Below are 23,337 nucleotides of genomic sequence, written 5' to 3' on the forward strand. Positions count from 1 at the left end.
TCATTCCCCAACCAATTGAGTTCAAAGCATTGTGAAAACACATTGATTCCAATCCCTGTTATGCCGCTAGCTTCATATATCATCCTCTGTTGAACCATCCGCTTTGAAGTATTCCTGCCCCTTAAGCTTCATTTCCGGCAAGAAGAAAGTGCCAATAAAGCAGAGGATGGCGAATACCAGCCCGACCTCAAACAAGTGCTGAATGCCAAATGTCAGCGAAACTTTCACTGAATCCATCAATTGAAGGTACATTTGATGGCCAGCTGCACCGAACTTGGTAAACGTTTTTGCCAACGCTTGCTGCGCTTGAGGCGTCAACAGCGTTTGTGGATTCATCGCAGTCAATTGATGTTTGAATGCGCCAAGTGAAGTTGGCATCGTTGCATTCAACTTGTTCGTGAATGCTTTGTCAAGAATCGAACCGAAAATCGGTAAAGCCACAACGCCACCTATCGATTGAACAAACTGCTGCGTTGAATTCACGGTGCCCATCATTTTGTATGGGAACGCATTTTGTACCGCCATGTTCATGAGTGGCATCAATGAACCAATGCCAAGTCCCAAAACAACCATATTGATGACAACGGTTGTCCACGTTGTATGGACATTCATTTGATTCAACAAAAGTGATCCAACCGCAAGGACGGCACCGCTAAACACGGCTAGTATCTTATATCGACCTGTTCGCGACATGATTTGCCCAGATATCATACTTCCGGCTATAAATCCGATCATCATTGGAGACATCACCCAACCGCTGCTTTGCGCACTGAGACCAATGACACCTTGCACATAAATCGGCAAAAACATGAGGCTCCCGTACATGGTCATTCCAACCAAGACGCCTAATATGAGTGATGTGCTAAAGATTCGATTTTTGAACAGTGCAGGAGCAAGCAATGGATCAGCAGCTTTCCGTTCCCAGAGAACAAACAGTGCAAGAACAATCGCACCACCGATAAACATTGTGAGTTCAATCGGTGAACCCCACGCATATTTTGTGCCCGCCCAAGTAAAGCCAAGCAGAATTGGAATCAGTCCAACGATCATAATCACAGAACCTAGCCAATCTACCTTGACCTTTTGCTCAGAGCGAACTTTGGGCAAAGTGGCGACGACACCAATGATTGCGAGCGCTGCAAACGGCAAGTTAATATAAAACACCCAGCGCCAGGAAAACGAATCGGTAATCCACCCGCCAAGTGCCGGACCAATGATACTGGAAATCCCAAATGTCGCCATCATGACACCCATCCATTTACTGCGCTCTTTTGGGCTGAAGATATCACCGATGGTTGCGCGCGGCATACTTTGCATGGCGCCTGCGCCAATCCCTTGAAATCCCCGCGCAATGACCAGTTCCATCATGGTATGCGCTTGTCCTGAAATGGCTGATCCGAGTGCGAACAAGATAAGCCCTATCAAATAAAACGGTTTACGCCCAAATACATCTGACAACTTGCCATAGATGGGGATTGTGACTGCAGAACCCATCATGTACGCCGCAGTGACCCACGCATACAAACTAAGTCCCTTTAAATCACCAATAATGGTCGGCATTGCCGTCGATACGACAGTTGAATCCATCGATGAGAAAAACATGGTTAAGAGCACTGTGGCGAGTGCCCACCATTTTCTTTGACCTGTTATTTGGTTTGTTGTTTGTGATGATTGAGGCATGCGTGCGCTTTGCGCCATACCCATATTTATTCCTCCTCATTTGTTTAGTATGCTATAAGTTTTATTGTTAAATATTTTAGTCACTATAATTTATATCTTATAAATCAATGTTCGTCAACAAAAATACTTTAACAATTAAACAATTTATCAACACCACGTCAAAAAAGCCGCTGTATCAAATTCGAGACAAGTGAGCGTTGAAAATACGCTTTTGAAACTTCATGCAAAATGATGACGAAAATTGTTTGGAAAATATATCTGCTATACGTGTTGACAGTGAAAAAATGACTGAATATAATGCACATTAATAATGAAAAATATCGGTATTTTTCATTGATTTTTCAGGAGATGACGCATGGCTACTTTGAAAGATGTCGCTGAATACGCGCAAGTATCGCAAGCTACAGTGTCCAGAGTAATCAGGGGTGGGCAAGGAGTATCCATCGCATCTGAAACAAGAGAGAGAGTGCTTAAAGCATTAGAACAATTGAATTATCAGATCCGCCCTCGGCGGAACAACGATGGCCATCCAGGCACACCGAGAATTGGTATTGTGGCATTTAGAAACGAACATGCAGAGAGCACTGACCCTTACTACCTCTCGATTCGACAAAGTATAGAGCAAGAAATTCACGCACATGGTGGTTCAGTCTCGATTCAATGGAAAGATGCTGTGAAATCTTATGCAAGTTTCATGAATTTTGATGCCGTGATTGTCATAGGTGGAAATGGAGAAGCCGAACAATATTTTATGGATCGCGACATTCGAGTGTTATTTTTGGACGGGTCGCCGAACCCCGAACGTTACGATTCGATTGTGGTCGATTTCGAACATGGAACAGAAAAAGCATTGAAACATTTGACATCACTGGGGCATACGCGAATTGGCTATATCGGGGGGTACAGACCAGAGGATCCACGTGAACTGGCGTACCGAAAGTATATAGAAAAGGAAGCTGGTTTTGATGACAAGTTACTTCGCGCTTCAGGAGATTGGTCGATTCACAGCGGGTACGAGTTGGTGAATGACCTGATAGCTGAACGTTGTCTGCCAACAGCGCTGTTTGTGGCCAGTGATCCTATGGCGCTTGGCGCGATGCGCGCGCTTTCAGAGGCTGGTCTTCGCGTTCCTGAAGACATTGCGATTGTAAGTTGCAACGACAACGAGTTGGCGAGATTCACCAATCCGCCGCTGACCACTGTTCACGTTCCAACACAGGCGATGGGCAGCATTGCCGTAAACATGCTCGTTGGCGGTGTCATCAGAGAACATTGTCCACTGCAGGTCACTGTACCAACGAAATTGGTGATTCGAGAAAGCTGTGGAGCAAGAAAAAAACAGATGGGCAGTTAGAGGAGCGGTGACTAGCGCTTGAGGGGGGTGAGTTTAAAAGCAAAATTCTTGCTGTCTGTTGTGAAATGGAGGCTTTCAGGGCTGTACCGGTCTCTTGGTTTTTAGGAGATGAAAGCGGAATCATAGAGTATCATCCGAGACGCCATTGTATGGATGTAATCACGCTATTTCGCGTCATCAATCCCAAATATGGCAAAGTGACGCAGGGTGTATGACAGTCATTGGATGGGGTGGTCTAGAATGAGTAAAGAGATCCATTTGATTACGCGAGCAGATGATGGTGGAAGTAACCATACAGCAAACATTGCGATATATGAAGCGTGTCAAAAGGGAATCGTGAAAAACATTTCTCTCATGGCAACGTGCAGCGCGATCGAAGAGGCCGCACGGATGTTTGAAGATCTGCATGATGTGTGTTTTGGCGTGCACTTGACGATGAATGCGGAGTGGGACAACATCAAGTGGGGGTCAGTTCTACCTGTGGAGCGTGTAAGCACATTGGTAGATGAGTCGGGGTTTTTCTCTCCAACGGTGTCAGCGCTGAAAGCGCGTGGCGTGAAGGTAGACGAAGTTTTCGCTGAAATGACCGCACAATTGAATCGGCTGAGGGAACTCGGATTCGCGATTGCGTACGCCGATGAACATATGTTTTTTGGCAATGCAATTGAAGGATTTTCATCAATTTTTGACGCTTGGTGCCAAGCAGAGGGGTTGTTAAACCACCGTCATTATCAACGTGAACTACCCAAAATCGTGCAGCATGATGCGATGAACGTAGAGCATTTTATCAACACGATCTCTGCGGCCCCTTCGGGTCAGTATGTTGTCATCGGTCACCCGGCTTACGATACCGAAGAAATGAGAGCGCTTGGTCACGCAGGGTATGAAGGTGATGTGGTGGCTACGTCGCGTGATATGGAAAGAAAGCTGTTTATGGATTATCGGGTTTTGAAGTATTTCAAATCAAATCAAGTCGTCCCTATTCGCTACGATGAAGCAGTAGAAATCAGTAAAGCGCAAGAGTTGGGTCAGCGGCGTATCAGAGCGTAGATAAAATGGACGGAATAATTTGAATATAACCCCAGGGCCAATTCTATTTGATAGAATTGGCTTTAGCTGTGACAAAAGCAGTTGTGGCGACGTCCGTCTCGGTCTTTGCCATAAAGTATGGTTTTATGAAATTTCAAGTGTTTTTTCGTCTGAAAATGCAGACTTTGAGGAGGCAATTGCCATGGCGCTTGTGACATGTAACTTTTTTTCGGAATCATTGGGATTGAGTATGTCGATGACCGTCATCTTGCCGCAGCAGACATCTACACAGATTGGCATGGACAATGTAACGCGGGGCACCAAGCATCCGACACTCTATCTGCTCCATGGCCTTTCCGACGATGACACCATTTGGCTGCGGAGAACATCGATTGAACGGTATGTCGCTTCACTGGGGTTGGCTGTGGTCATGCCGCAAGTGCATCGCAGTTTCTACGCGGATATGGAATTCGGCGGCAAGTATTGGACGTTTATCAGCGAGGAGTTGCCGAGTATTGCTCAATCTTTTTTCCATTTGTCTGCAAAGCGAGCGGACAATTTTGTAGCAGGGCTGTCCATGGGTGGATACGGCGCGTTCAAGCTGGCGCTGCGCCATCCTGACAAGTTTGCCGCCGCGGCCAGTCTATCGGGCGCATTGCATATGGCCAAAGCCGATTCTCTGATTCCGGATCACCGTTTGATTTTTGGTGACAGAGACATTGCTGGCACGGAAGATGATCTCTTGTATTTGTTGAAGCAGGTGGATGTGTCCGATGGTCCCAAACCCAAGTTGTTCCAATGTTGCGGCACTGAAGACTTTTTGTATGAAGACAACCAGACGTTCAAACAACGGTGTGAAGAGACTAGCCTTGATTTCACCTATCAGGAAGAGCCTGGCCAGCACGAGTGGGGATATTGGGATGCCAAGATACAGGATGTATTGGCCTGGTTGCCGTTGCGCACCGATTGATAGTGAAGTTTCTTCGAGGGGGAACGACCGTGCAGCCATTTCATACCGAAGGGAACAAATTTGTGCTAAACGGCCAGCCAATTCGCATCATCTCCGGCGCCATCCACTATTTTCGGGTGGTGCCAGAATACTGGCGTGATCGACTTGAGAAATTGAAGGCGTGTGGGTTCAATACAGTGGAGACCTACATCGCTTGGAATGTGCACGAACCAGAGCCAGGGGCGTTTTGCTTTGAAGGAGGCGCAGACCTCGTCAAATTTATCACAACGGCACAGGAGCTTGGGCTATACGTCATCGTGCGCCCCAGCCCGTACATCTGCGCGGAATGGGAATTCGGTGGAATCCCGGCGTGGTTGCTTGCGGAGCCGTCGATGCGCTTACGGTGTGCTTATCCGCCATTTTTGGCCAAAGTGGATGCATACTACGACGTGCTCATGCCGTTGTTACAACCGCTGTTGTGCACGCAGGGCGGGCCGATCATCGCCATGCAAATCGAGAACGAATACGGCAGTTACGGGAATGACAAGGCATACCTTGAACACTTAAAAACCTCCATCGTCAGCCATGGCATCGATGTGCAGTTGTTTACGTCTGACGGCCCCGGTGACTTTATGTTGCAAGGCGGGATGTTACCAGGGGTGCTGGAGACGGTCAATTTCGGCTCCCATGCGAAAGCGGCGTTTCAGAAACTCAAAGAATATCAACCTGACGATCCACTGATGTGTATGGAATTTTGGAATGGCTGGTTTGATCATTGGGGCGAAACGCATCACACGCGGGATGCTGCGGATGTCGCTGCCGTCGTGCGCGAGATGATGGAAAACGATGCGTCCGTGAATTTTTACATGTTCCACGGGGGAACGAACTTCGGTTTCTACAATGGCGCGAATTACTCGGATAAATATGAGCCGACAACCACCAGCTATGATTACGATTCATTGCTCGATGAGTCGGGCGCACCGACAGACAAGTTCTTCGCTGTGCGCGAGGTGTTGGCGGAGTACATGGATTTGGAGCCGATCACGCTGCCAAAGCCGATCCCAAAGAAGGGATTCGGCACGGTACAGATGACAGAGCAGGCGCCGCTGTTGACATCTCTGCCGGTGTTGTCGACGGCGGTCCAGTGCGCATACCCAGAGACGATGGAACGATTGGGCCAGAACTATGGCTTCATCTTGTACACCACACACATTTCTGGACCACGGAGTGAAAGTGAACTCGTCATACAGGATGTACATGACAGGGCATTGGTGTTTGTCGATGGGGTGTATCAAGGTGTCATTGAACGCTGGAATCGCGAAGCCGCCGTCCGATTTGCCGTTCCGTCTGCCGGCGTCACGGTCAGCATTCTGGTCGAGAACATGGGGCGGGTAAACTATGGTCCCCATTTGCGGGATAGCAAGGGAATTACGGAAGGCGTGCGGTTCGGGCAACAGTTTCTCTTTGACTGGCGCATCCATCCGCTGCCACTCAATGATCTGTCTGGTCTCCAATTTGCGCCTAAAGCAGAAGTGGCGACACTGCCGACATTCTATCGCGGTGTGTTCGAAGTGGACCATCCTGCAGACACATTCCTGGACACGTGCGGCTGGTCGAAAGGCGTGGCGTACATCAACGGCTTTAACCTCGGCCGATATTGGCACATTGGCCCGCAACAGACGCTGTATGTGCCAGGACCAAAGTTGCGTCGCGGGGAAAATGAGTTGATTTTATTTGAATTGCATGAGCCGAAAACGTTGAGTGTGTCCTTTGGCGACAGTCCAGTGTTTGAGACAGGCTCTGTCATGTAAAAGCCAATCAAAAAAACAGCTGTCGATCTCGACCCAGCACCTGTCCTAAAGTTACCAACAAAATGAATGCGGTTACATATCGGGTTCATGTCAGGAATGCTTACAAATCGTGTTGTTCGCTGCCGAAATTCGTTGAATAATTAAGAAAAACAATTATCGGTGGCGATATACATGTCCAATGCGATACTGACGCTCGGCCTGAACACGGTATGGACCGTGCTGACAGCATCGATGGTTTTCTTCATGGAAGGCGGGTTTGCCCTTTTAGAGGCTGGGTTTATTCGTCAAAAAAATCAGGTTTCCATCATTATGAAGGTTCTCGTTGACTTAATATTTGGTGTACTGGCATTCTTCGTTGTAGGCTTTGGCTTGATGTTCGGCAAAGACGCGCACGGCTTGATTGGCTTATCGGGGTTTGCGTTGTCTGGGCATTTGTCGCACTTGCCCGCGACGATTCCGCATGCGGCCTATTGGCTGTTCCAAGCCGCATTTGCAGTGGCGGCCGTCAGTATTGTCAGTGGCGCAGTCGCTGAACGCATGAATTTCAAAGCATATCTGCTCTATGTCATTGCCATGACAGCCGTCATTTATCCCATTTCTGGTCATTGGGTGTGGGGGCAGAACGGATGGTTAGCGCGGCTCGGCATGGAGGATTTTGCAGGTTCTACGGTGATTCATGCAATGGCAGGCTTTTCCGCGCTCGTGGGCGCGCAGATGGTTGGGGCGCGCATTGGCCGATTTGACGCAAAGGGACGCGAGACCGCGTTCGCGCCAAGCAATCTGCCTTTGGCCGCCATAGGAACGTTTGTGCTCTGGTTCGGCTGGTTTGGGTTTAACGCAGGAAGCACGCTGAATGCAGAAGCAACAGACATTGCCCCAATTGCAATGAATACGATGCTCGCGTCCGTCGCAGGCGGCGGCAGCGCCATGCTCTACACCTTGTTCCGACATGATCGGGCGGATATTGGCGCGACCATCAATGGCGTGCTGGCAGGCCTTGTCAGCATCACAGCGGGTTGCGCGTTTGTGGGGCCATGGGCAGCTTTGTTGATTGGTGCAGCAAGCGGCGTTTTGATGATTGCCGGGACCAACTGGCTCGAACGCCTGCGCATTGACGATCCCGTTGGTGCCGTTCCGGTGCACGGTGTGTGCGGTATGTTCGGGACACTGATGGTGGGTCTCTTCGCGATAAAGGGCGGGTTATTCACAACAGGGCACTGGCATTTGTTGCTGGCACAGTTTGTGGGCACGGTTGTCGTCAGCTTGTGGGGCATTTCCATGACTTTCGTGACATTAAAAGCAATTGGGTTGCTGGTCCCGCTTCGTGTCAGCCAAGCAGAGGAAGAAATGGGTCTTGATTTGGCTCATCACGGGACTGCTGCAAGTTCCGTAGAAAATCCTGTGCGTCTGTTGCCGATTGCCAGCTCTGCAAAACCGTTGCATGCGTCGATACGCGGTGAGTCCCTTTTGGGTAGGAGTACGGAGCGGTAGGAATGTGTGTCACGGGATACCTTTTCTTTGTAGTGGGACATGAAAAGAGGAACCGTCATGTGGCGGCTCCTCTTTCTTCTTTCACAAGCCTTGATAAAAAGATAGGGAAGGAAAACGATAAGCAATATCGACAGGTGATTTACTGTATGCTGATTGCATATGGTTTTCTAGGTTTCTCTTCGTGGATGAGAGGCTTTTTTATCATCACACGAGCTGCAGGATGAATTCGGCAAGCGACAATGTCCCTGCGTTTAATTTTTTATTTATTTAGACAATGAGGAGTGTGTATATGGAACAAATCGCCACTCAATTCAAGCGCAACAACAAAGTGCCTGTTCCGAGCGATTATGTCGAACGCGTATATGCCGGATGGCTGGGGAAAGTCATCGGTGTCCGACACGGCGGCAACGTGGAAGGATGGTCCTATGAACGTTTACAGAAAACATTCGGTGAAATCACGGATTATCTGTATGATTTTAAAAATTTTGCCGCAGATGATGACACAAACGGACCATTGGTATTTCTTCGCGCACTGGAAGATTACACGCACACGAGCGCCATCACCACAGAGCAAATGGGGTTGACATGGCTCAACTATGTTCCGGATGGGCACGGCTTTTTCTGGTGGGGCGGATATGGAGTTTCCACAGAACATACAGCCTATCTCAATTTGAAGAATGGCATTTCTGCGCCACAGTCTGGATCGATTGTACAGAACGGCAAAACGGTCGCAGAGCAAATTGGCGGGCAGATTTTTATCGATGTATGGGGATTGATCGCGCCCGGGAATCCAACGTTGGCAGCAGAATATGCGGAAAAGATCTCGAGCGTGTCCCACGATGGAAATGGAAAATACGGCGGGATGTTTATTGCGGCTTGTATTGCCGCGGCGTTTGTCGAGCCGGACATCAGTGCGATTATCGATGCTGGGTTATCCGTGATTCCAGACGACTGTGAATACACGCGGATGGTCCGAGCTGTGCTGGACTACTATGACCATCACCCAGACAATTGGCGAGATTGTTTCCAATTCGTCTATGAGAACTTTGGGTATGATCGCTATCCAGGGGCATGCCACATCATTCCCAACTCAGCGGTCATCGTCTTGGCGCTGTTGTACAGCAAAGGTGATTTTGCAAACGCCATCAACATTTGTAATATGTGTGGCTGGGACACCGATTGCAATGTGGGCAACGTGGGGACAATAATGGGGGTGCGAAACGGGATCGACGGGATTGGCATGTCCTGGCGGGAACCCATTCAGGATTTCCTTTGCTGCTCAACCGTGCTTGGTTCCCTAAACATTCTCGATATCCCTTGGTGTGCGTCCTACATAGCGCGATTCGGCTACCTCATTGCGGGACAAGCGCTGCCAGAGCGATGGGCGTCCATATTGAATTATCGTGGGATTTATTTCCATTTCGAGTATCCGGGGTCAACGCACGCTTTCCGTTGTGACAGCGACGCCGATTGGCAAGTGAACGCAACAGTGGAAAATTCCACTGGCATCTCTGCTACAGGCACGCGTTCGCTCAAGGTCACATTTGATAAAGCGCGTGGTGGATGCGGCTTCCGAGCTTATCATCAAACTTACTATAGCCCTGAAGATTTTAATGACAGTCGCTATGACCCCAGCTTTTCCCCGATTTTGTATCCAGGGCAAAGCATCGCGGCAAAGGTGATGATCCCGGCATCTGCAGGGGGGAAAGTTGAAGCGAGGCTGTATGTCAAAGATCGAAACGGCAACGTGAGGCACTATTCGCAAAAAGTCGAGCTGACGCCGGGCAAGTGGATCGATCTCGTCTACGAGATTCCATCTATGCGCAATGTTTGTCTACAGGAAGCGGGGATTGAGTGGCTCCCGGCAGCTGCTGAGGACGCTGCTTTGGTTTCCTATGTGGACAGCTTTGGTTTCAGAGGCGCCCCGGATTATGAAATTGATTTTGCGAGCGAACGTTTAGAGGTTTGGACGGGGGGCCACAAAGAGGTCAGCCAGTTTACTTATCTGCGCGGATTATGGACATTGGAAGACGGGCAGTTGAGCGGCAGCTACTGTGGAGAACCTGCTGAGATATACACGGGTCGTTTGGACTGGGCAGATGTTCAGTTTGAAGCGGCAGTGATTCCTAAACATGGTGAATACCACAACATTCAATTTCGCGTGCAAGGCGCGATCCGTTCGTATGCGGTTGGCCTTGCGCCGGATGGCAAGGTCGCGTTGTACAAAAATGAAAATGGCTATCGAACGTTGGTTTGTGCGGATTTTTCGTGGAATCTGGGCGAGAGATATGTCATTGCAGTGGATGCTGTCGCAAATCGGTTTATCATTCGCGTCAATGGTCGTCCTATTCTTGACTATGTCGATGAGGAACAGCCGTATTTGAATGGGCAAATTGGCTTTTCAAACGCCCACGGCAGCCATACACACTATCAAAAATTTAGTGTAAAGGGATTGTGAGTGATTCATCCCATGATGGCCGACAAGAGTTGTCTTTCGCACGGGCTTTTGTCGGAAACGCCACAATTGCGCACGGTGTCTTCGTCGTTTGAAGCAGGGGAGGATGAACGTTTTGGCCAAGATTGTCGTCGTTGGCAGCATCAATATGGATATCGTCAATCAGGTGCAGGAGCATCCCAAATTGGGAGAGACTGTTCACGCTGTGGATACGCAATATCATACGGGGGGAAAAGGAGCCAATCAAGCGGTTGCCGCCCATCGCGCAGGGGGGCGTGTTCAACTGGTTGCGGCCGTTGGAGACGATGAGATGGGAAGCACTTTGGTGAACCATATGAAAAATATCGGCCTTGAGACGGACAACATCATCCGCAAAGCAGGGATGTCGGGCATTGCGTTCATCACAGTCGGCAAACAAGGGGAAAATCACATCATCCTATCAGCGGGGGCGAACCAAGCGCTGTCAACTGAAGATCTGCATGGCCTGAAAACCACCTTGCAGGACGCGGACGCCATCATTTTGCAAAACGAAATTCCACTCGAAACCAGCTGTTTTGCCATGAAAGTGGCCCATCAGCGCGGTGTGCGGGTCTTTTTCAACCCCGCGCCCGCGGTTCTTTTGCCCAACGAAGCATACGCATCCATTGATGTCATGATTCTCAATGAAACGGAAGCCGCCGTCATTACTGGCGTGCCTGTGAAAAACCCGGATGATGCCAAGCTCGCAGCGGATGTGTTGCTGCAAAGAGGGGTAAGAGAAGTGATTGTCACGCTTGGCGAGAAGGGTGCGCTTTATGCAGATACGGCGCAAAGCGTCATCTATACACCCGCGTTTCCAACACAGGCCGTCGATACGACTGCTGCCGGAGATACCTTTATCGGAGCATTCGTTGCATATCGTTCCTCTGGTAACGAAACGGATAAGGCATTGCGATTCGCCTCCGCTGCCTCCGCGATAACAGTATCCCGTCATGGCGCGCAAGATTCCATTCCGACGAAAGCGGAAATCACGTCGTATCTCATTGCGGCAGAGCCACTGTCGACCTTTTGATAAGCGGCGCTGAAACAATATAACCGCCGTTCATTCGCCAACTGATATAGCGTCTTCACTCAGCGTGAGGGCGCTTTTTGCATAGAAAGTTCTTTTCGCAGGGGAATGATTCCTCATCATTCCGGTCACCATACTTTCAAAAGTCCCCTTATAGGTCGTGGTGAAATGTTCCCTGAAAGTTTCAAACCCGCGCTCAAACTCAGATGGTGTTTCCATCGCTTGTTTGCAAAAAAACAAAAGTGGTTGTTCTTATCGATTTGTCTCATTGTCTTCCCGTTGCTCACAGGTTGCTGGGATCGATTGGAGATTGAGGATAGAGGTACGATTCTTGGCATGGCGATCGATCCGATTGACGGCGATCCGCCATCAAGCATCACAGGTCCAAACGCGAAGAGCGATCTGCGCGGTTATCGGCTTACAGCTCAAATAGCCATACCTGGTCGCATTCCGTTGGGTCCAGGTGAAAGTGGTGGAGGGGATGCTCAACGCCCCGTTTGGGTGGTCAGTACAACGGGCAAAACAGTGGACGACGCGATGAACAAGTTGCAACAGCAATTGGCTGACAAGATCTTTCTCGGCCAATTGCGTGTGATCACCGTCAACCAGAAAATTGCAAGGTCGGTCGGCATGCATGATGTCCAGGACTTTTTCCGAAGAAATGCGGAAATCAGACGCCTTTGTTGGTTGATTGTATCTGACGGAAGCGCCAGTGAAGCAATGGAAGCTGCACCCAAACTGGAACGTGTGCCAACCCTGTATTTGGTCAGCACCTTGGATCATGCAGTGACGCTTGGCAAATTGCCAGATGTGTTTTTGGGCAACTATTGGAGCACATTGTCAGACAAAGGCGCGGATCCTGTGCTTCCATTTATCAAAGTCATTGGGCCAGTGAAGGATCAAATTGAAGCGGAAGGACTGGCCATTTTCCGCAAAGATCGAATGGTTGGCACGCTGGATCCGATTGAAACTGGCGTGTACATGGAACTTAAAAATATTCATAAATCTGGATATGGGGTTGCGTTGCCATTGCCGGGTGATCCACAGCATAGTGTGACTTTCAAGGCGTTGGATCGCAAAACAAAGCTCCGGTGCTTGATGGTCAACGGGCAACCGTCATTTCGAGCATCCACCGTTGTACCGTCTCAAATCGAAGAGAGGACGGGGAGTCATTCGGTGAATCAAGTCAAGGACATCGATCAAATTGAAGCAGAAGGTTCAAAGGCGCTTACAGAAAGCCAGATGAAGGTCGTCAAAAAACTTCAGAAGCTGCATGCCGACGCATTGGGGTTGGGTGAAGTGATACGTGGTCAATATCCAGATTACTGGTTAAACGTATTAAAGGGTTCTCATGCCAAGTGGGAGGAACAATTTGCGAAAACGCCATTTCAAGCGCATGTCAGAGTCTTCATCCAGCGTTCGGGCATGGCTGCGAAATAGGGATTTCACGCTGATAAGCTGAGGTCTGCCCACCGTTTGGTATCCGGGCAGCAAAAGTCTACAATGATAGAGAAGATCAGATTGTGGGGGATGAATAGCTATGAAAAAAATCGCAAACGGCATTGCCTCTTTGGACCTCTCGATGGCGATTGGTGACCATCAGATGGTCATACATCCTGCGCTGTTGTGGGACGACAAGGATGTCATTCTCGTCGACACCGGAATGCCTGGTATGTTGCCAGCCATCCGCGCGGAAATGGAGCAGGTAGGTGTGCCTTTTGCACGCTTGTCGAAAGTCATTTTAACGCACCAGGACTTTGACCACATTGGTGGTTTGCCAGAGATTTTGGCTACTGCAGAACGGCCCATTGAAGTGTTGGCCCACGAACTGGACAAGCCGTATATCGAAGGAGAAAAGCCGCTTATCAAGCACGATCCCGCCAGAGGGACGCCTCCTAGCGCCAAGGTCGATGCGGTGATTGGCGACGGCGATGTGCTCCCCTATGTTGGTGGATTGACGGTCATCTTTACGCCTGGTCACACGCCTGGCCATATCAGCCTCTACCACGCAGAGCACAAGACGCTCATCACCGGGGATGCTATCATTGCAAACGATGGTGAACTTGTTGGTCCAAATGAAAGCTTTACGCCAGATTTGCCACTGGCTTGGAAGTCGATTGCGCGGTTTGCGACGTTTGACGTGGAGACGGCGCTTTGTTATCACGGCGGCATTTGCGATAAAGCAGTCAACGAGCAGTTCGCCAAGCTTGCCAATCGAGCGTAACCGACCATGAACGAAGGTCGATGGATCATGCTCATACAGCAACAAATGTGTCTTGAGGAGATTTCTTGATGCTGGCATCGAATCCCAAGCAATTGGGCACTAAAGACGGCAATCCGCGGAAATGGTGGATATTAGGGAACGTGTCTGTCGGCACGTTTATGGCAACATTGGATGGCAGCATCGCGAACGTCGGATTGCCCACGATTTCGGAGTCCCTGCACGTGCCGTTGCACTTGGTGCAGTGGGTGGTGACAGCGTACCTGTTGACCATCTGCGCCATGCTGCCATTGGTGGGGAATTTGGCGGATCGCTTTGGCCGCAGCCGCTTGTACAACATCGGCTTCTTGATTTTTGCCGCAGGCTCGGCGTGTTGTGGATTGTCAGGGACCATTGCGATGCTCATCGGATCGCGCATCTTGCAAGCCATCGGCGCCGCTTTGCTGATGGCGAACAGCCAAGCGTTGGTCGTCACGACATTTCCGGTGCACCAGCGTGGGCGCGCGTTTGGCATCACAGGTACCATGGTCTCCCTTGGTTCGCTCTCTGGCCCTGCAATAGGCGGGGTGTTGATTGGCTATTTCGGTTGGCCATCAATTTTCTGGGTCAATGTGCCGATTGGCGTGCTTGGGTTTGTGCTTGGTTTGTTTCTCCTGCCGAAGCGAACGACAGAATCCGCCGTGTCGGGGAGATTTGACTACGCTGGATCAGCGTTGTTTGTCGTTGGCATCGTCGCGCTTTTGTACACGGTGTCAAACGGGGACGTGTGGGGTTGGTCATCCGCCTATAGCTTGTTGGGGTTGGCAATGGCCATTTTGCTTTTGTTTGGCTTTGGCATCCGTGAGCGTCTGGCCAAAAACCCAATTATTGATTTTTCTCTTTACAAAAATCGCATTTTTACTTCAGCCAGCTTTGCGGCCATGCTGTCTTTTATCTCGTTGTTCTGTACGAATACGATGATGCCGTTTTATTTGGAAGATGTCCTGCATGTCAGTCCGCAGGTCACGGGGACGACGATGATGGCTTATCCTTTGGCCATGGCGGTCATTGCCCCGTTTGCTGGCTGGGTGTCAGACAGAATTGGACCATATGTGCTGACCACGGGCGGACTTGCGCTCAATGCGGTTGGGTTCATTCTCCTTTCGCTGCTCTCAACACACGTAGCCGTATGGCTTGTCGCCTTGCATCTGGCCATCTTCGGCGTTGGGCAAGGCATGTTCCAATCGCCGAACAACTCGAGTCTAATGGGCACGGCGCCGCGCGCAAAAACCGGGCTGGTTGGTGGATTGAACGCGCTTGTTCGCAACATTGGCATGGTGTTGGGGATTGCGCTGTCTGTTTCCCTGTTTTCCGCTCGTCTGCACGCGTTGACCGGCGTTTCCGCGCAAGCTTCGCTTGCCAATGTGCCATCTCATCCGTTTATCGCGGCATTACACACGGTGTTTTGGGCAGCGGCCGGCGTTTGTATTGCTGGCGCGCTTATCTCCTCATTAAGAGGGGGTAAGCCCAATCTTCAACGCGCGAATTGAGTGGTTGCGGCATCCGCTTGAGCGTATTGGATGATTGCTGATGAGGGGTTTTGTCTCAAAATGAGCGTATACAAGGCCCCATATGGAGGTCACAATACGGGTCGGCACCATCAAATCAACATGATGTTGTGGAAAATGGTCCGGAAAACGACACCAACATGGCCGAAAAGTGTCTCGTCCCGTCTCATTTGGCCCCTTTACAATCAATTTGTATGGTATTTGGCGAGTGTTGATGTGAGGAGGGATAACCATGAGACGAGTGGCCATCATCGGCGCAGGCAGTGTGGTGTTCTGCAAGACGCTCATTCTGGACATCATGGCGACCAGCGCTTTGGAAGATACGGAGTTTGTGTTGATGGCGCCATCGACATCCAAGACATCGCAAGTCAAGGCGTATGCCGACAGCGTCATTGCAGCGAATGGCTTGAAAGCGCAAGTAAGTGTGACCACCGACAGAAGAGAAGCTTTAAAAGGCGCAAATTACGTCATCTGCTCCTTTCAGATTGGTGGCGTGGCGGCTTTCGAAATGGACTACAAGATTCCACTTCGATACGGCGTGGATCAGTGCATTGGCGATACGCTTGGACCCGGCGGAATTTTTCGCGCTCTGCGCAGCATACCCGTGATACTGGATGTCGCAAGGGACATGGAGGAACTTTGCCCGGATGCGACGTTGCTCAACTATGTCAATCCGATGGCGATGATCTGTTGGGCGTTGGGCGAGACCAAGATCAAATTTGTCGGCCTGTGCCACGGCGTGCAGACGACGCTGGATCTGATTTCCAGCTATGTGGGCGTGCCAAAACAGGAAATTGACTATACCTGCGCGGGGATCAACCATATGGGCTGGTTCACCAAACTGACGCATTATGGAGAGGATTTGTACCCTATACTGCGCGAGAAGTTTGAACAACCGGCGTTTTACGTCAATGAAAAGGTGCGGGGAGAGGTCTTTCGGCATTTTGGCTATTTCATGACAGAGTCGACGGGGCATCTCTCTGAATACGTGCCGTGGTTTCGCAAAAATCAACAAGCGTTGGCGCTGTATTGCGATGAACCGTCGTTTGGCGGTGCATCGGGCGCTTATTACACCTGGTGCGACTATGTAGCCAACAAATATAAGGAACAGAATGTGCTCGCAGACGAACCCGTAGCATTGCCGCCGCGCAGTGTGGAGTATTGCGCGTATATTCTCGAAGCGTTGGAAACAGGGAAGACGTTTCGCTTCAATGGCAACGTGCGCAATGACGGCATGATTGCCAATTTGCCGTCAGAATGCTGCGCGGAAGGGCCCATCTTTGCGGATAAGAATGGATTGAACAAGGTGCTTATCGGAGACTTGCCACCGCAATGCGCAGCATTGAACATGACCAACATCAATGTGCAGAGACTGGCGGTGCTGGCTGCGAAATCTGGAGATCCTGAAACGGTCGTCCAGGCATGCGCTTTAGATCCGCTCACGTCGTCTGTTTTGACATTGAAAGAGATTCGCGAGATGGTGTCGGAAATGCTCAGCGCAGAGCGCGAATGGTTGCCGCAGTTTGCGGGACGGACACCCAGGCCGACACCGACCATTCACATTCCAGCGAACGTGGAGCGGGCAGAGGTGCCGATTGATCCCGCCCTTGCCGTGTTTGCCCGATTCGGCGAACTTGCAAAGTAGTAGACAGCTTTCGTTGGCCGACTACTTCTACCCTGTAAATAAAGTCGACACCTGTGCGTGCGCCATCCGCGATGCTCCGATTGTCTGGTATTTTCATGATTCTGCTGGTGCGGGACGCATCATGCATGGCGGTCTATCCCTATATTTCACATTGCAACCCGTACGCGCAGCCGTGCGGGTTTGACTTATGTCGAAATTTGTCTTGTCCATCATGTGATGTTTGCGGCGAGAGACGTAGACGCCAGCCCTCCTCGCGTGTACGATAGCAAAGGGTAAAAAACAATTGCGAAGCGACGAGGGGAACCCTGAACATGATGAAACAGATGACAAGTCGGAATCGCCTAGGGTTTGCTTTGATTTTAGGCGCATTTTCAGCGCTCGGTCCTTTTACGATAGACATGTACTTGCCTTCATTTCCTGAAATTGCCCAACAATTTGGCACGAAAGCCTCTTTGGTGCAACTCAGTCTGACCGCCTGCTTGATAGGCCTAGGGGTAGGGCAGTTGATTATGGGCTCCTTGAGCGATGTGTACGGCCGACGCAAACCGTTGCTCATCTCCATGATCATCTATCTACTTGCCTCTTTCACCTGTGCAGTCGCGCCGAATATCTATTTTCTCATCGCGTCGCGCTTTATCGAGGGGTTTGCCGCTTCAGGCGGCATCGTCATTGCGCGCGCGATTGTGCGCGATGTGTACAGCGGCCAGGAATTGACGAAGTTCTTTTCATTGCTCATGTTGATCAGCAATATCGCGCCGTTGCTCGCACCCGTGGCCGGCAGTGGCATCATTTCATTTACCACTTGGGTTGGCGTGTTCATTGTCCTTGGCGTGATCGGCATTTTGCTCGTGTTGATTGCAACTTGGCAGCTACATGAGACCTTGCCAAGAGAAGCGCGTGTTTCGAACAATACGATGCAATTACTGATGAATTTTCAGACGTTGTTCCGAGACCGCCAGTTCATTGGGTACGCGCTGGCGCAAGGCATCATGATTGGCGGTATCTTTGCGTATGTATCCGGCACGCCGTTTATCTATCAGAAAATATATGGCGCTTCGCCGCAACTGTTTGCTGTTCTATTCGGTTCCAATGGCATCAGCTTGATTCTCGGTTCACAGGTCGTCGGCCGCTTCGCCCACATCATTTCCGAACGGCGTTTTCTGCTGCTGGGCTTGTTGTTATCCGGGCTGACGAGCTCGACGGTTTTAGTGGTTGTCTTGTTGCATGGTCCATTGTTCTCGCTGGTGATTCCGCTGTTCTTTTTCGTCGCATCGATTGGCATGACATCCACGGCTTCATTTCCTTTGGCCATGGAGAGCCAAAGTCATATCGCAGGGAGCGCCTCTGCTTTGCTGGGTCTGTTGCCCTTTCTGCTGGGCTCAATCACCTCGCCGTTGGTCGGTGTCGCGGGTGAATACAGCGCCATTCCCATGGGTGTCATCCTCATTTCGGCGAGCTTTTTGGCACTTTGCGCTTACTTCTTCCTGGTCAGAAGACCAACTGTTGGCGTGATCGCAGACAGTCATCAGCTTGGATTGTGAGGGGTTGTAATATTCGGTTTATGCAACGTTTCCACAACTGGCCATGCACGTGGACAAAGCGGGAACAGCATTGTCAATGTGGGGGGAAAACAGCATGAGTACGACCACCGTCATGTCAACCAAAGAGACGCATTTATCACGTGGACTGATTTTGATCTTGGCCACCGCATGTGGGATGGCGGTCGCGAACCTGTACTATAACCAGCCACTTTTGGCGGATATCTCGCATTCGTTTCATTCAACACCGCAAAAGGTTGGCATCATTTCGATGTGCACCCAAATTGGCTATGCAGTGGGCATGTTGTTGTTTGTGCCATTGGCGGACATTCGGGAGCGGAGGAAACTCATCTCCATTCTGTTGCTGGCGGTCTCTCTATTTCTTATCGGTGTGGCGACCGCGCAGAATCTCTTGTGGCTCGACATCGCCAGTTTGGCGGTCGGCATCACAACCGTTGTGCCGCAGGTGATTGTGCCGATGGTGGCGCAATTTGCCGATCCGGCGCAGCGCGGCAAGATCATCGGCACTGTGATGAGCGGTTTGCTGATAGGCATCTTACTTGCCCGGACCGTGTCTGGCTTTATCGGGTCTTTCATCGGCTGGCGCGGCATGTACTGGATCGCCGCGGCGATGATGTTGTTCTTGGTCCTGTTGTTGCGTCTGCTCCTGCCGCAAAATTATCCGACGTCTACGTTGCGCTATGGCCAATTGGTCAAATCGATTGGCAGGCTGGTCGTATCGCAGAGAACCTTGCGGGAAGCCGCGATGATGGGCGCGATGTTTTTTGGCGCTTTCAGCGTTTTCTGGACATCGCTGGCGTTTTTTCTAGAGGGCGCGCCTTATCATCTAGGGAGCCAGGTGGCTGGACTGTTTGGCTTGGTTGGTGTTGTTGGCGCGATGATCGCGCCGCTCGCCGGTAGATTGGCTGATCGGTTTCCGGCGAAAGTGATCATCGGCATCGCTGGCGGCATCAACCTGTTGTCCTTTGTGTTCTTTTGGTTGTTTGGCGCTCACGTCTGGGGCTTGATTGTCGGGGTCATTTTGTTGGACATGGGTGTGCAAGGGGCGCAAATCCTCAATCAAACCAGAATCTACAGCCTTGTGCCAGAGGCGAGAAGTCGACTGAACACCGTGTACATGGTTTCGTCCTTCATCGGCGGCGCAATCGGTTCTTCGCTCGGCAGCTACGCGTGGACGGTCTGGCATTGGCAGGGCGTGTGTTTTGCAGGCGGGGCCATGGCCATCCTGGGCGTGTTGGTATGGGCGTTGCACCGCATTGGGGAACGCGCTTAGCTGTGATTTTACTCATAATGATACAAACGCCGCTTAGTATTGCATAAAAATGGCGCCGTTGATCCAGGCCAAGTACCGATAACGACCGATTTTGGACTCTTGAAGCGTCGCAGGGGTCCACTATGTCCGGAAGTCAGGCGTAAGCCGAAGGTAATCTTCAACAAACTTTCGACTGGCTGGGGACAAACGTCTGTTCTTCAGATAAATCAATCCTATCGTTCGATTTGGAATTGATTCACGCAAATTGATTTCAAACAGCGCGCGATTTTCTAACTCGCGACTGACAAATTGCTTTGTGACAAACGAAATGCCCAGACCCGCCTTTGCGAACGCAATGAGTAGATCTACGCTTGCGAGCTCAATGTCCGGTTGTAGGTCGATACTCAAAGAACGAGCGAATTCCTCAATGAAATTGCGTGAGCTGCTTGTCTTCGTGAATAGAATTAGTGGGTATTCAGCCAAGTCTTTTAGCGCAATGGTTTGCTTAGCTAACTCAGCAAATCTGGGTCCCGCCACAAAACAATCCTGCACGGAAATTGCCGGATGAATGATGAGTGCGTCGTCGTCGAGAGGCAGTCGAACGACACCTAAATCGATTTTTCCCTCTTTCACAAACTGAACGATTTCAGGCGTCGTGCCATGCGCGAGGTCAAGGCGAATCTTGGGGAAGTCATGGCAAAATTGACTCAAAGCAGGAAGCAGATAGTATTTGCATAGCGAGTCGCTGCCACCCACACGCAGTTCACCGGACATCAGATCATTGATTTCAGCGATATGTCTTTCTGCCGATTCGAGCATATTGAACATTTGTTCCACGTATTCAAACATGAGTTTTCCTTCGTCGGTGAGCGTAACGCCTCTTGATCCTCGGTAGAAAAGAGTAATGTCCAATTCGCGTTCCAACTGTTTTATCGCATGACTCACACTTGGCTGGGTAATGAACAATCGCTCCGCCGCCCGTGAAAAATTTCCCTCCCGCGCCGTCCAATAGAATACCCGATACAGTTCTAGATTTGCGATCACGATATCACTCCTATCTATATCAAATATCGACAACATCAATTTCACAAATATCATTCTATCCTCGACAATTGGATTATGAAAGTCATTCAGACCATGAAGCCTTCATCAAGCCTCTGGAGGGATGTTATGATGTCAGCCCTGAAACAGTCAATCGACGAGAAAGCTGTAAACACCATCCGCATGCTTGCCGTCGATGCCGTTGAGAAGGCACAGGTCGGACACCCTGGCATGCCCATGGGCGCCGCGCCAATGGGCTATGTGCTTTGGACACGTCACATGAAACACAATGCGAACAACCCCAACTGGTTCAATCGGGATCGATTTGTGTTGTCGGCTGGCCATGGGTCCATGTTACTTTACAGCCTGCTTCATTTAAGTGGGTATGGGGTTTCCTTGGACGACATCAAAGAATTTCGGCAGTTTGGCAGTCTCACGCCCGGACATCCGGAAGTCGGCCACACGCCAGGCGTGGATGCAACAACTGGGCCTTTGGGTCAGGGATTCGCCATGGCTGTGGGGATGGCGTTGGCCGAGGCGCATCTGGCCAAGACCTATAACCGAGATGCGTATGCGATTGTCGATCACCACACGTACGCCATCTGCGGCGATGGAGATTTGATGGAGGGCGTCTCAAGTGAGGCGGCGTCGCTCGCGGGCCACTTGCGATTGGGAAAACTCATCGTGCTGTACGACTCAAACGACATCACGCTGGATGGAGCACTCCATATTTCGTCCTCGGAAGATATCCGCTTGCGTTTTGAAGCATATGGCTGGCAATACATTCGCGTATCGGACCAGACTGATTTAAACGAAATCTCTGAAGCAATCGCGGTAGCCAAAGCCAATCCAGCGCAACCGACCATCATTGAAGTAAAAACAACCATTGGCTACGGCAGTCCGAACAAAGCGGGACGTGGTGGACATGGGGGAACGCACGGCACGCCTCTTGGAAAGGATGAAGTCGTTCTCACCAAAAAAGCACTGGGCTGGCCGGTGCAGCCGGACTTTTTCATTCCGGAAGATGTGCGGCTCCATTTCCAAACGCTGATGTCCAGTGGTGTGAAGGCGAATGAAGCATGGGATGGGCTGTTGGACAGTTATGCGCAAAAGTATCCAGCGTTGAGCCAGCAACTGATGGCTGCGATGAACGGTGAACTGCCTGAAGATTGGGCCAAGGACATGCGCGTATTTTGCGAATCTGATGGGGCGTTTTCCACGCGCAAGGCATCAGGGCTGGCCCTGAACAGTGTAGCGCGTCATGTACCAACGCTTATCGGCGGATCGGCCGACTTGGCGTCTTCGACATTCACGCATCTGGATGGACTGGGGACGTTTTCGCTGTTGGACTACACTGGAAGGAACGTATACTTTGGCGTTCGCGAGTTCGCTATGGGCGCCGCAGTCAACGGGATGACCTTGCATGGTGGGGTCAAGGCGTATGGGGGGACGTTCTTTGCCTTTTCAGATTACTTGCGTCCGGCAATCCGTTTGAGCGCCATTATGAATATACCGAGTATCTTCGTATTCACACACGATAGCATCGCGGTTGGGGAGGATGGGCCCACGCATCAACCTGTTGAGCAACTGCTCTCACTCCGGGCCATCCCCAATGTAACGGTGATTCGGCCTGCTGACGCCAACGAGACGATGGGAGCGTGGCGATATGCCATCGCCAATACAGGCGGCCCCGTGTGTCTTGTGTTGAGCAGACAAAATCTCCCTGTTCTTCCCCGAACCGAGTCAGTCGCGCTGGATGATGTCATGCGTGGAGCATACGTACTCGCCGAGGCGAAACAGGGAGCGCCCCAAGCTGTCGTGATCGCGACCGGATCGGAGGTACATTTGGCTTTAGCGGCTCAACAAGTCCTAGCAGATGAGGGAATCCATGTGCGTGTGGTCAGCATGCCTTCGTGGGAACTGTTTGAGATGCAGCCCGAGTCCTACAAAAATAGGGTCATTCCTAAAGTATTAAAAGCGAGGCTCGCCGTGGAGATGGGACGATCCCTTGGCTGGGAACGCTATGTTGGCGAACACGGAGATGTGATGGGCATCGACGAATTTGGCATATCAGGCCAAGCACAGATGGTCACTGCGCATTACGGTTTTACAACGGATCATATCGTTCAGCGGTTGAAGGCTTTGATGAAATGATCGACTCGGTTCGAGTAAAAAGTTGAGTTATGCAGCGTGAACGCTGTCTAACTCGAACGTACCGACAAGCCGGGGCGCGACACCAAGTTCACTGGTGTCGC

The 23,337-nt window shown here is 50.7% G+C and carries 16 protein-coding genes; 14 read left to right on the plus strand and 2 right to left on the minus strand.

Features of this window, described 5'->3' with window-relative positions; genetic code table 11:
• Positions 1-72 precede the first annotated feature (72 nt).
• Entirely contained in the window at positions 73-1,704 is a 1,632-nt protein-coding gene (locus tag ACFSB2_RS25955) for an MDR family MFS transporter (RefSeq protein ID WP_377946107.1), read from the minus strand.
• A gap of 331 nt (positions 1,705-2,035) precedes the next feature.
• On the opposite strand from ACFSB2_RS25955, the gene ACFSB2_RS25960 reads away from it, so the two are divergent.
• From ACFSB2_RS25960 to ACFSB2_RS26020, 13 genes are all read left to right on the plus strand, one after another.
• Positions 2,036-3,034 (plus strand): LacI family DNA-binding transcriptional regulator, encoded by a 999-nt coding sequence (locus ACFSB2_RS25960; RefSeq protein WP_377946109.1) that lies wholly within the window; start codon positions 2,036-2,038, stop codon positions 3,032-3,034.
• Between the two features lie 240 nt (positions 3,035-3,274).
• Complete coding sequence (locus tag ACFSB2_RS25965) at positions 3,275-4,084, plus strand: ChbG/HpnK family deacetylase (RefSeq protein ID WP_377946110.1); 810 nt, start codon at positions 3,275-3,277, stop codon at positions 4,082-4,084.
• 181 nt (positions 4,085-4,265) lie between these two features.
• Positions 4,266-5,033: an alpha/beta hydrolase gene (locus ACFSB2_RS25970; RefSeq protein WP_377946111.1), complete on the plus strand. Its 768-nt coding sequence runs from the start codon at positions 4,266-4,268 to the stop codon at positions 5,031-5,033.
• 29 nt (positions 5,034-5,062) lie between these two features.
• Positions 5,063-6,823: a glycoside hydrolase family 35 protein gene (locus tag ACFSB2_RS25975; RefSeq protein ID WP_377946112.1), complete on the plus strand. Its 1,761-nt coding sequence runs from the start codon at positions 5,063-5,065 to the stop codon at positions 6,821-6,823.
• A 171-nt stretch (positions 6,824-6,994) separates the two neighbouring features.
• Entirely contained in the window at positions 6,995-8,314 is a 1,320-nt protein-coding gene (locus ACFSB2_RS25980; RefSeq protein ID WP_377946113.1) for an ammonium transporter, read from the plus strand.
• A 289-nt stretch (positions 8,315-8,603) separates the two neighbouring features.
• Positions 8,604-10,772 (plus strand): ADP-ribosylglycohydrolase family protein, encoded by a 2,169-nt coding sequence (locus ACFSB2_RS25985; RefSeq protein ID WP_377946115.1) that lies wholly within the window; start codon positions 8,604-8,606, stop codon positions 10,770-10,772.
• Between the two features lie 112 nt (positions 10,773-10,884).
• On the plus strand, positions 10,885-11,820 hold the full coding sequence (gene rbsK / locus ACFSB2_RS25990; protein ID WP_377946116.1) for a ribokinase: 936 nt from the start codon (positions 10,885-10,887) through the stop codon (positions 11,818-11,820).
• Positions 11,821-12,039: 219 nt separating this feature from the next.
• Positions 12,040-13,257 carry a Ger(x)C family spore germination protein gene (locus ACFSB2_RS25995; protein ID WP_377946118.1) on the plus strand — a complete coding sequence of 406 codons (1,218 nt, stop codon included), beginning with the start codon at positions 12,040-12,042 and terminating at the stop codon, positions 13,255-13,257.
• Between the two features lie 100 nt (positions 13,258-13,357).
• Positions 13,358-14,041, plus strand: a complete 684-nt coding sequence (locus ACFSB2_RS26000) for an MBL fold metallo-hydrolase (protein ID WP_377946119.1) — start codon at positions 13,358-13,360, stop codon at positions 14,039-14,041.
• Positions 14,042-14,109: 68 nt separating this feature from the next.
• Complete coding sequence (locus tag ACFSB2_RS26005) at positions 14,110-15,567, plus strand: MFS transporter (protein ID WP_377946120.1); 1,458 nt, start codon at positions 14,110-14,112, stop codon at positions 15,565-15,567.
• Between the two features lie 250 nt (positions 15,568-15,817).
• Complete coding sequence (gene melA / locus ACFSB2_RS26010) at positions 15,818-17,230, plus strand: alpha-galactosidase (RefSeq protein ID WP_377946121.1); 1,413 nt, start codon at positions 15,818-15,820, stop codon at positions 17,228-17,230.
• 311 nt (positions 17,231-17,541) lie between these two features.
• Entirely contained in the window at positions 17,542-18,771 is a 1,230-nt protein-coding gene (locus ACFSB2_RS26015) for a multidrug effflux MFS transporter (RefSeq protein ID WP_377946123.1), read from the plus strand.
• Positions 18,772-18,865: 94 nt separating this feature from the next.
• Entirely contained in the window at positions 18,866-20,062 is a 1,197-nt protein-coding gene (locus ACFSB2_RS26020) for an MFS transporter (RefSeq protein ID WP_377946124.1), read from the plus strand.
• 120 nt (positions 20,063-20,182) lie between these two features.
• On the opposite strand, the gene ACFSB2_RS26025 is transcribed toward ACFSB2_RS26020, so the two are convergent.
• Positions 20,183-21,085, minus strand: coding sequence for a LysR family transcriptional regulator (locus ACFSB2_RS26025; protein ID WP_377946125.1), 903 nt, complete (start codon positions 21,083-21,085; stop codon positions 20,183-20,185).
• Positions 21,086-21,214: 129 nt separating this feature from the next.
• Here ACFSB2_RS26025 and tkt point away from each other — a divergent pair, with 129 nt between their 5' ends.
• Positions 21,215-23,236: a transketolase gene (gene tkt / locus ACFSB2_RS26030; RefSeq protein WP_377946126.1), complete on the plus strand. Its 2,022-nt coding sequence runs from the start codon at positions 21,215-21,217 to the stop codon at positions 23,234-23,236.
• The last annotated feature ends 101 nt before the right edge of the window (positions 23,237-23,337 follow it).

This window comes from Alicyclobacillus fodiniaquatilis, assembly GCF_042678105.1.
Taxonomy (GTDB): domain Bacteria; phylum Bacillota; class Bacilli; order Alicyclobacillales; family Alicyclobacillaceae; genus Alicyclobacillus; species Alicyclobacillus fodiniaquatilis.

What these genes read in the sequence shown, in the direction of transcription:
- ACFSB2_RS25955 (WP_377946107.1), bottom strand. Translation starts at nt 1,704, where the DNA reads ATGGGTATGGCGCAAAGCGCACGCATGCCTCAATCATCACAAACAACA.
- ACFSB2_RS25960 (WP_377946109.1), top strand. Translation starts at nt 2,036, where the DNA reads ATGGCTACTTTGAAAGATGTCGCTGAATACGCGCAAGTATCGCAAGCT.
- ACFSB2_RS25965 (WP_377946110.1), top strand. Translation starts at nt 3,275, where the DNA reads ATGAGTAAAGAGATCCATTTGATTACGCGAGCAGATGATGGTGGAAGT.
- ACFSB2_RS25970 (WP_377946111.1), top strand. Translation starts at nt 4,266, where the DNA reads ATGGCGCTTGTGACATGTAACTTTTTTTCGGAATCATTGGGATTGAGT.
- ACFSB2_RS25980 (WP_377946113.1), top strand. Translation starts at nt 6,995, where the DNA reads ATGTCCAATGCGATACTGACGCTCGGCCTGAACACGGTATGGACCGTG.
- ACFSB2_RS25985 (WP_377946115.1), top strand. Translation starts at nt 8,604, where the DNA reads ATGGAACAAATCGCCACTCAATTCAAGCGCAACAACAAAGTGCCTGTT.
- ACFSB2_RS26000 (WP_377946119.1), top strand. Translation starts at nt 13,358, where the DNA reads ATGAAAAAAATCGCAAACGGCATTGCCTCTTTGGACCTCTCGATGGCG.
- ACFSB2_RS26005 (WP_377946120.1), top strand. Translation starts at nt 14,110, where the DNA reads ATGCTGGCATCGAATCCCAAGCAATTGGGCACTAAAGACGGCAATCCG.
- melA (WP_377946121.1), top strand. Translation starts at nt 15,818, where the DNA reads ATGAGACGAGTGGCCATCATCGGCGCAGGCAGTGTGGTGTTCTGCAAG.
- ACFSB2_RS26015 (WP_377946123.1), top strand. Translation starts at nt 17,542, where the DNA reads ATGATGAAACAGATGACAAGTCGGAATCGCCTAGGGTTTGCTTTGATT.
- ACFSB2_RS26020 (WP_377946124.1), top strand. Translation starts at nt 18,866, where the DNA reads ATGAGTACGACCACCGTCATGTCAACCAAAGAGACGCATTTATCACGT.
- tkt (WP_377946126.1), top strand. Translation starts at nt 21,215, where the DNA reads ATGTCAGCCCTGAAACAGTCAATCGACGAGAAAGCTGTAAACACCATC.